The following is a 9,594-nucleotide window of genomic DNA, read 5'->3' as shown; positions in this document are numbered from 1 at the left end:
GTACGCCCGCAAAAGCATGTGCGCTTAATTGCAAACTAGTGTCTTCCACCACCCCATAGTCAAAATGTATCGATACACTTTGTCATACAAATGACATCGTCGGCAGATGGGCCACGGGCGTCTTTTGCACCACCACGCCAAAACACCCCTAAAGCACCGTGAATTCTCGACACACCACCCGAACAGCTCCCCTGCTGGCTGCGCTGATGGCCCTGGGGCTGGTCTCTGCCCCCCTTCCCACGGCCCATGCCCAGACCGCGCCCGCCAAGGAGCGGGCCAAGGCACGCGCGGCGCGCGCGGCAGCGACCGCCACGGCAGCATCCGAAAGCGCCGCCCCGGCGCCTGCGGCTTCTGCAGCCACGGCGGCAGCGCCCGCCCTGCCGCTGCGCCAGTGGAAAACCAGCCTCAAGGACCTGGGCCTGGCGCGCCCGGTCACGCTGCGCGGCGTGGAGAGCGAAGCCAGCGTGGGTGTGGGTGTGCGGCGCGACGAAATCGTGGAGGCCGCCCGGCTCCGCCTGACCTTCACGCTTTCGCCGGCGCTGATCCCGAACCTGTCGCACCTCAAGGTGATCCTCAATGATGAGACGCTGCAGACCATCGTGCTCGACAAGGAGCGCCTGGGGACCCAGCAGACGGTCGAGCTGAACATCGACCCGCGCTACTTCACCGACTACAACCGCTTTCGCTTCCAGTTCATCGGCCACTACACGATGGAATGCGAGGCGCCCAACCATTCGAGCCTGTGGGCCACCATCAGCAATGAAAGCCAGCTGGACCTGTCGCTGCGCCAGATCCCGCTGCGCGACGACCTGGCCCTGCTGCCCGCGCCGTTCTTCGATCCGCGCGACAACCGGCCGGTGAACCTGCCCTTCGTGTACGGCGCCAAGCCCAGCACCGGCACGCTCAAGGCATCGGGCTCGATTGCCAGCTGGATCGGCATGCTCGCCGGCTACCGGGGCAACCAGTTCCCGGTGTTCGAGAACCAGCTGCCACGCCAGCATGCCGTGGTGCTGGCCACCAACGACAACCGCCCCGCCTTCCTGCAGGCGATGGCGCCGGTCACCGAACCCACCCTCTCCGTGGTGCCCCACCCCGACGTCCCGGGCGCCAAGCTGCTGCTGGTGCTGGGCAAGGACGATGCGCAGGTGCAGATGGCCGCCGATGCCCTGGCCCTAGGCAAGGCGGTTCTGTCGGGGCAGAGCATCGCCGTCAAGTCGCTCGACTACCCCGACCTGGCCAAGCCCTACGATGCGCCCCGCTGGATCACCACCAAACGCCCCGTGCGCCTGGCCGAGCTGGTGCAGAGCGCGGCCGACCTGCAGCTGCGCGGCTCGGTGCTCAACGACACGGTGAACGTCTACACGCGCATGGCCCCCGACCTGTTCACCTGGAACGCCAAGGGCGTGCCGCTGGACCTGACTTACCGCTACACACCCAACAGCGTGTCGGACCACGGCGCGCTGAACATCTCGATCAACAACCAGTTCATCCAGTCCTACCCGCTGCAGTCGCGCGAGGACCGCACCAGCAGCAAGAGCACGGTGATGCTGCCGCTGTTCGACGATGGCAATGCGCAGACGCGTTCGGATCTGAAGATCCCGGCCTTCATGATCGGCGGCGACAACCAGCTGCAGTTCGCCTTCCAGATCCCGCCCAACGACCTGGGCCGCTGCCGCTCGGCTCCGCCCACCGAGCTGTTCGCCGCCATCGACCCGCAGTCGACCATCGACCTCACGGCGTTTCGCCATTACCTGGCCATGCCCAACCTGGCGGCCTATGCCAACAGCGGCTTCCCCTTCACGCGGGTGCCGGACCTGGCGCAGACCTCCATCATCCTGCCCAACCAGCCCACGACATCGGATGTGGAAGTGTTTCTCACCGCCGTGGGCCGCATGAGCGCCTCCACCGGCTACCCCGGCACGCGTTTCAAGCTGCTGCGCGCGGACGAGGCCGACAAGGCTGCCGACACCGACATCCTCGTGATCTCCCAGGCCGACAGCGACGGCCTGCTGCAGAAGTGGAAGAGCCACCTGCCGGCCCTGCTGGCCGCAGGCGCGCGCTCCGTGCAGCCGCTGGAGCGCGCCATGGGCTCCTTCATCGATCTGTTCAACCTCGAATCCAACCAGCGCCTGTCGGCCTCGGGCGGCCAGGCCATCCTGCAGGGCAATGGGCCGCTGGCGGCCGTGACTGGCTTCGAGTCGCCTCTATCGGCCGGGCGCAGCGTGGTGGCCCTCACGGCCACCGACAAGGAGGCCATGGCACTCCTGAGCCTGGGCCTGAACGACGCAGGCAAGATCAAGAGCCTGCGCGGTGACCTGGGCCTGATGCGCGGCGATGCCATCGAGAGCTTCCGCATCAAGCCCGTGTACTACGTGGGCGACCTGCCGTGGTGGCAGCGCCTGTGGTTCCACATGCACAGCCACCCGCTGCTGCTGGCCCTGGTGGGCATCGGCTCCGGCCTGCTCCTGACCTTCATCGTCTACGCCGCGCTGCGCAGCATGGCTCGGCGCCGACTGGCGGCACGCAATGACTGATTTCCTTCGACGCCGCACAGCGCTGCAGGCCGGTGCCGGTGCCGCGCTTCTGTCCTGCCTACCGGCCGCCCGGGCCCAGCAGGCGGGCGCCGGCCGCCCGACCTGGCCCGCCTGGGATGCCTTCAAGGCCCAGTTCATCAACGAAGGCGGCCGCGTGGTCTCCGACGACGACGGTGGCGGCCAGACCTACTCCGAAGGCCAGGGCTATGCGCTGTTCTTCGCGCTGGTGGCCAACGACCGGCCCATGTTCGACAAGCTGCTGCGCTGGACCGAGAACAACCTGTGCGCCGGCGACATGACGGCGCGCCTGCCTGCATGGCTCTGGGGCAAGCGGCCCGACGGCACCTGGGGCGTGATCGACGCCAACGCCGCCTCCGACGCCGACCTGTGGATCGCCTACGCCCTGGGCGAAGCCGGGCGCCTGTGGAACGAGCGCAGCTACCGGGCCCTGTCGGCCCTGCTGGCGGCGCGCGTGCTGCGCGAAGAAACCGCTGACATCCCGGGCCTGGGCCCCACCCTGCTGCCCGCACCCAAAGGCTTCGTGCAGCCCAACGGCCGCTGGCGCTTGAACCCGAGCTACATGCCCATGCACCTGATGCACTGGCTGGCGGCGGGCGACGCCGATCCGCAGTGGAAGCTGCTGGTGGACAGCTCGCTCAAGGTCATTCGAGGCTCCTCGCCCAAGGGCTTCACGCCCGACTGGACGGTGTACGACGCCAAGCAGGGATTTCTGGTCGACACCGAGGGCAAGGAAAAAGGCCAGGGCACCTACAACGCCATCCGCGTCTACCTGTGGGCCGGCATGATGCATGCCGACGCGCCAGGCCGCCGGGCGCTGCTCGACACCCTGGCGCCCATGGCCCGCTACGTGCGCGACCAGGGCTACCCGCCCGAATCCATCGACATCCTGAGCGCGCAGGCCTCGGGCCCCGCGCCCTCGGGCTTCTCGGCCGCGATGCTGCCCTTTCTGCGCGCCGCAGGGGACGACAAGGCCCTGCAATCGCAGCGCATGCGCCTGGAGGCGCGGCCTTTGCGGCCCACGGCCTACTACGAGCAGGTGCTGGCCCTCTTCGGCCAGGGCGCATTCGATGGCCAGTACCGCTTCACGGCGGCAGGCCAGCTCATCGCGCGGTGGAAGCCGTGACCCCCATGCCCAGCCGGCCGCGCCGACCCCGCCACTGGCTGCCCTCGCTCACCCTGCTGGCAGCCGCCTGCCTCCCGGCCAGCCACGGCGTGCTGGCCAGTGCGCCGCCGGCCATCGAGGCCGAGTTGCTCAGCGGTGCGCGCCTGTGGGCCTCCAAGAACCGCCCCGACATGGCGCGCCAGCTGATCGACAAGCTGCTGGCCATGGACCCCTACTCCCCCCAGGGCCTGGGCACCCTCGGTGACCTGGCGCTGCGCGAGAAGAAGACCGACGAGGCCAAGCGCATCCTGGAGACGCTGCGCACCCGCCACCCAGGGCACAAGGTGACGCAGGAGCTCGAAACCCTGGTGCGCGTGTACGGCCCCGACCGCGAAAAGCTTTCGCAGATGCGCCTGATGGCGCGTGCAGGCCGCAAGGCCGAGGCCGCCGACGTGGCGCGCGAGCTGTTTCCCAACGGCCCGCCCGAACTGGGCGGCCTGGCGCTGGAGTACCTGCAGATCGTGGGCGGCTCGGGCACCAAGGGCAGCGGCGAATCCGTGCGCCAGTTGGGCAAGCTCTACCAGGAAACCGGTGAGTCGCGCTACCGCCTGGCGCAGCTCGAAATGCGCATGTACGGTGGCGAGAACCCCAGCACCGTGGTGCAGGAGATCGAAGCGCTTGCCAAACAACCCGACGTGAATGCCCAGCAGCTGCAGGACCTGTGGCGCCGTGCCGTGGACCGGCTGCCCAACACCGCCGCGAACATGCCGCGCGTGCGCGCCTTCCTGCAGCGCTACCCGGCCGACCAGGCCATGGTGGACCGCCTGGCCGCCATGCAGCAGGCCGTGGAACGCGCAGAGCGCGCCGCCCGCGACCCCGCCAACATCGCACGCAATGCCGCGCGCGTGGCACTGGACCAGGGCAACACCGAACGCGCCGAAGAGCAGTTGCAAACCGTGCTCGCCCTGCGCCCCGGCGATGGCGAGAGCCTGGGCAACCTGGGCATGATCCGCCTGCGCCAGGGCCAGCATGGAGAGGCCCAGGACCTGTTCGGCCAGGCCTTCGCGCTCACGCGCCAGGGCAAGTGGAAGGACCTGCAGGCCACCTCCCGGTTCTGGGGCTTTCTGCGCCAGGCCGATGTGGCGCTGGAGAAAAGCGAACTGGCCACGGCAGCCGACCTCGCAGGCCGGGCCCTGGCCATGCAGCCGAGCAATGCCGAGGCGCTGACCACCCTGGCCAGCATCCGCGACCTGCAGGGCGACCGCACCCAGGCCGAAGCCCTGTACCAGAGCGCGCTCAAGGCCGAAGCCAACAGCAGCTCGGCCTTGAAGGGCCTGGCCGGTCTCTACGCGCGCACGGGCCGCTCGGGCGAGGCCCTGGTGCTGCTGGAAAAGGCCTCGGCCAGCGACGCGGCACTGGGCGAGAAGCTCGTGGGCACGCAGGCCGACATCCTGGTGGCACAGGCCGACGAGCACATGCAGGCCCAGCGCCTGAGCGCCGCCATGCGCACGCTGGAGTCGGCCATCGTGCTGACGCCGGGCGATGCCTGGCTGCGCCACCGCCTGGCCCGCCTGTACCTGCGGCTGAACCTGCCGCGCGAGGCGCTGAGCGTGATGGACGAAGGCATCGCGCGGGCCACAACGGCCGGCGCGGACCGCAGCGCCATGCACTATGCGCGCGCACTGATCCGTTCGGCCGTGGACAACGACCCGGGTGCCCTGGCGGACCTGGCACAAATCCCCGCCGCCGAGCAGACCGATGCCATGCGGGCGCTGGTGCAGCGCTCCACGGTCAAATCGCTGGTCGCCCGCGCCGGCGCCAGCCGCGACACCGCCGAAGCACAGGCCTTGCTGGGCCAGGCCGAGCAAGCGGCCGGCAACGATGCCGAACTGCTGTATGCCGTGGCCAACACCTGGTTCCGCCGCACGCAACCGGCCCGCGGCGTGGCGGTGTTCGACCGCCTGGCCGCGCGCAGTCCTGGCCTGCCGATGGACGTGCGACTCGACCATGCCCAATTGCTCAACCGCGCGCTGGACGACGCGGGCCTGGCCGCCCGCCTGCCCGCCCTGCTGCAGTCGCCGGGCTGGAGCGAGGAGCAGGAGGCACGGCTCATTGCCCTGTACACCGCGCACCGGGAGCGGCTCATCGAGCAGCAGCGCCAGGCCGGCAACCTGGGCGAGGCCTTGCGCCTGGCGCGCCAGCCCCTGCAACTGCCCGACACGCCGACCACGGCGCAGCAGCGCACGCAGACGCAGGCGCGCCTGCTCATGGCCGCAGGCGAGTACGCCGATGCGGCCCGGTTGCTGGCACCGCTGGCCAAGGCCCAGCCCGACAGCCTGGAAATCCGCATGAACCTGGCGGACGCCCTGTCGCGCCTGGGCGATGCACGGGGTGCCACCGAGCAGGCGCTGTGGCTGCAGGACCACCTGCCGCCCACCGACGCCGGCCAGCAACTGGCGCTGCTGCGCATCTGGCAGCGCGCAGGCCGCATGGACGAAGCGCGTACCCTGTCCGCCAGGCTGCTGCAGGCCTTCCCGCAGGACAGCGACGTGCTGCTGCATGCCGCGCGGCTGGAGCGCGCCAACCGCAACTATGCGCAGGCACTGGTGTTTTTCCGCAGCGCGCTCACGCTGGAGACGCGCAGCGCGCCCACGGAGCCCGCCTCAGGCGAATCCGCAGTGGCCGAGCCCCCGCTGGTGCTGCAGCAAAGCTACGCCCTCTCACTGCCGGTCGACCAGGCTGTGGTGGCCAAGATCCAGGGCGAGATCGACTCCATCGAGGCGCGCCGCCAGGTGTGGATCGAGGCCGCCCACACGGGGCTGCGCAAGAACTCCACCGACGGCATCTCCAGCCTGCGCGGCTGGGAGCGGCCCCTGGTGGCCTTCATGCCGCGCGGCTACGACGGGCACTACTTCCTGCACGTGGACCGGGTCAAGCTCGATGCGGGCGAACTGCCTGCCGATGGCTCGGACTTCACGGACTTCGGCCAGATCGCGGCGCTGCCGCCCAATTCGCCATTGGCCTACCGGCGCCAGCGCGGCTCGGGCACCAACCTGGGCTTCGGCTTTGCAGGCGACGATTTCCAGTGGGACATCGGCACCACGGGCGTGGGCTTTCCGGTGACCAACCTGGTGGGCGGCATCGCCAGGACCGGCGACCTGGGCCGCTACGACTACAAGCTCGAAGGGTTTCGCCGCCCCATCACGGGCAGCCTGCTGTCGTATGCCGGCGCGCGCGACCCCATCACCGGCCAGGTGTGGGGCGGCGTGGTGGCCACGGGCGCTTCCGGGCGCCTGTCGACCGACTTCGGCCCCTACAGCAGCTCGGTGAGCCTGAGCCTGGCGGCCCTTACTGGCAAGAACGTGGAGAGCAACACCCGCGCCCAATTGCGCGTGGCGGTAGACCGCGACGTCTGGAAGAACAGCCACAGCGTGGTGAACATGGGCGTGACATTCTCGGCCTGGCACTACGGCAAGGACCTGTCGGAGTACAGCTTCGGCCACGGCGGCTACTACAGCCCGCGCAGCTATGCCTCCGTGGCCCTGCCCCTCGAATGGAGCGGCCGCAAGGGGGCGTTCACCTGGCTGGCGCGGGGCGCGATCTCGGTCTCGCGCAGCAGCAGCGCCGACACCGACTACTTTCCGCAGAACGCGCTGCTGCAATCGCTGGCGCGCGCGCGCCTGGCCGAAAGCGGCAGCGTGCCGGTGTACACGGGCAGCTCCGGCTCGGGCTTCGGCCGATCGTTCCGCGGCGTGCTGGAGTACCAGGTCAGCAAAAACCTCGCACTGGGTGCCCAGCTGGAGCTGGACCGCTCGGCCTACTACGCGCCCACCAACCTCATGGTCTACGGCCGCTACCGCTTCGATCCGGTGCTCGTGCCGCTGGAGAACCGGCCGCGCCCCGTTCAGCCCTACTCAAGTTTCTGAGATGTCCTCCGCCTCTTCCTCCCAGCGAAAAGCTGCCCCGCCTGCAGGTTGGCTGCGCTCCCTTGCCCGGCTTGTGCGGCCCCCATCGCGCCAGGACATGGTCGGCGGCGCCGCACCCACGCGCATCGGCATTGAAGGCCTGCCCGACGGCGTGGGGCAGTTGCCGCCACATGTGCCGGTGTCGCTGGTGGCGGCCGACGACAGCAGCGCCGCGCTGTGGTTCCCGGCCCTCATCGAGGATGCCGTCGCTGCAGGCCCGGTGGCCCTGGTGGCATCGGGCACCGCATGGGCGGATGAACTGCTGCTGCGCCCTCCTGTGCGCGAAGCCTACCGCACGGGCCGGCTCATGCTGTGGGTGCTCTCGCCCGGCCTGCAGGCCGAGGTGCGGCGCCACGGCCTGCCACCCTTGCTGGAAGAGCTCAGGCGCACGGGACTCAAGGACGAACACGCCCTGTACATCTGCGATGCGCAGGGCCTGCTGACGGGCCTGAGCGTGACCGAGCTGGCGCGCGTGAGCCGCCAGCTCAGTGCGCTGTGCCGCGAGCGGCTGCGCCCCGTGGTGCTGGGCTTCTTTCCCCCGCTGGAACCCGAGGTGCTGCTGCCTGCGCTGCGCAACCTGTGCCAGATGTCCATGCACATCGCCACGCTGCACACCGAGGCCGACCGCTGGAGCCTGGGCCTGGAGCGCTGGAATACCGATGCCGGCGCACTCTTCCAGACCGCCTTCGGCCTGCTGCACGACGGCGCATCGGGCCGCCTGGCCGCCGATGGCACGCGCACCCGCGGCGCCGTGCGCGAGCTGGTCGAGGCCGTGGACCAGTCGGAGGTGATCGCCACACGCGCCTCGGTCGATGGCCAGCGCGGCGTGCCCGGCCACTGGCGCATCGTCGACAGCCTGGCCGACATGGAAGTGGCCGCCGCCGCAAGCGTGGCCGCCACGGTGCTGATCGACGCCGGCCAGGCGTCGGACTTCGAGGCGCGCGCGCGCCTGGTGCACCAGCTGCGCCTGTCACGCCCGCTCACGCTCAAGATCGTGGTGCGTGAAAACCTGGGCAAGCTGCGCACGCACAGCGAGCAGGCCCTGCTGCAACTGGGTGCGAGCGCCGTGGTCTACAAGGAAGTGGGCTTCTCCCGGCTGCTGCAGCTGCTGCAGGACATCAACGCCCAGAGCCACACGCGCAAGGTGCACCCCGACTACGAAGAGGCGCTCGGCAGCTTCATGCCCGCGCGCGAGCGCGGCTACCAGCCGCCCGCGCAGTTCTGCACCCTGGTGCGCGGCATGCTGGACCGCACGCACGGCATCGGCCTGTCGCACAGTCTGGTGCGGCTGAACGTGCTGGCGCAGATCCCCCACCTCGACGCCCTGCGCGCCTGCCACACCTCGCGCGACGGTGACCTGTTCACGGCCGACCACGAAAGCGTCTACGTCTTTCTGTTCGCCTGCCGCGAACCCGACGTCGAGCTGGCCCTCAACCGCCTGTTCACGCTGCCATTGACCCAGCTGTTCTCCAGCGAAGCCACCGACAGCTCGGACACCGGCATCCGCGCCATGGTGACGCCCTTGCAGGAATCGCTGCGCAAGGGCCTGCCCGACTACAGCGCCGCCCTGGCGGACAGCCCCCGGCCCAGCGCTTTACCGGCCCCAGCGCTGGTGGCGCAGGCGGTGGCACCGGTCTCTGCAGCGCTGCCGACCGCGCCCATCCCGGCGCCCGATGCGCCCGGCACCGAATCCCGCCCGCTGCTGCCCATGGCCGCCGGGCCTGGCGTGCAGCACCGGCCCATTGGGCGGCGTGCCGTGCCGCGCCCCTCACCGAGGTCCATGGCATGAAGATCCTGATGGAGCTGCTGCTCTACACCGTGCTGGGCGCGCTGCTGGCCTGGCCCTGCTGGCTGGTGCTGCGCCGCCTGCGGCACGCGCGCCGGCCGCTGCGCTGCGTGCAGCCCTACCGCCCTGAGCTGCCGCCCCCCGGGGCAGTGACCCCGCCCCGCGCGGAATGACCGAACGAATGAA

The 9,594-nt window shown here is 70.0% G+C and carries 5 protein-coding genes; all 5 read left to right on the top strand.

What is annotated here, in order from left to right; genetic code table 11:
* The first annotated feature begins 158 nt into the window (after window positions 1–158).
* From bcsB to ASE31_RS31600, 5 genes are read left to right on the top strand one after another with little or no spacing between them, the layout of a single operon-like run.
* The gene (bcsB, locus tag ASE31_RS12935) at window positions 159–2,534 is read left to right on the top strand and encodes a cellulose biosynthesis cyclic di-GMP-binding regulatory protein BcsB (protein ID WP_235514437.1); all 2,376 of its coding nucleotides are present in this window, start codon (window positions 159–161) and stop codon (window positions 2,532–2,534) included.
* Window positions 2,527–3,678: a cellulose synthase complex periplasmic endoglucanase BcsZ gene (bcsZ, locus tag ASE31_RS12930; RefSeq protein WP_057202018.1), complete on the top strand. Its 1,152-nt coding sequence runs from the start codon at window positions 2,527–2,529 to the stop codon at window positions 3,676–3,678. Before bcsB ends, bcsZ begins: the two co-directional genes overlap by 8 nt.
* A gap of 5 nt (window positions 3,679–3,683) precedes the next feature.
* Window positions 3,684–7,583, top strand: a complete 3,900-nt coding sequence (locus tag ASE31_RS12925) for a cellulose synthase subunit BcsC-related outer membrane protein (RefSeq protein ID WP_235514434.1) — start codon at window positions 3,684–3,686, stop codon at window positions 7,581–7,583.
* Between the two features lies 1 nt (window position 7,584).
* A complete protein-coding gene (gene bcsE, locus ASE31_RS12920; protein ID WP_157412459.1) occupies window positions 7,585–9,411 on the top strand; it encodes a cellulose biosynthesis protein BcsE in 1,827 nt (608 codons plus the stop codon).
* The gene (locus ASE31_RS31600) at window positions 9,408–9,581 is read left to right on the top strand and encodes a hypothetical protein (protein ID WP_157412458.1); all 174 of its coding nucleotides are present in this window, start codon (window positions 9,408–9,410) and stop codon (window positions 9,579–9,581) included. The genes bcsE and ASE31_RS31600 overlap by 4 nt, the downstream gene beginning before the upstream one ends.
* Window positions 9,582–9,594 lie beyond the last annotated feature (13 nt).

Source organism: Acidovorax sp. Root217 (genome assembly GCF_001428645.1).
Lineage (GTDB): Bacteria > Pseudomonadota > Gammaproteobacteria > Burkholderiales > Burkholderiaceae_C > Acidovorax.
Note: the sequence above shows the minus strand (reverse complement) of the source record. Positions and strands in the feature narration are given on the sequence as shown.

Coding starts and splice junctions, on each gene's coding strand:
- bcsZ (WP_057202018.1), top strand. CDS start 2,527: ATGACTGATTTCCTTCGACGCCGCACAGCGCTGCAGGCCGGTGCCGGT.
- ASE31_RS12925 (WP_235514434.1), top strand. CDS start 3,684: ATGCCCAGCCGGCCGCGCCGACCCCGCCACTGGCTGCCCTCGCTCACC.
- bcsE (WP_157412459.1), top strand. CDS start 7,585: ATGTCCTCCGCCTCTTCCTCCCAGCGAAAAGCTGCCCCGCCTGCAGGT.
- ASE31_RS31600 (WP_157412458.1), top strand. CDS start 9,408: ATGAAGATCCTGATGGAGCTGCTGCTCTACACCGTGCTGGGCGCGCTG.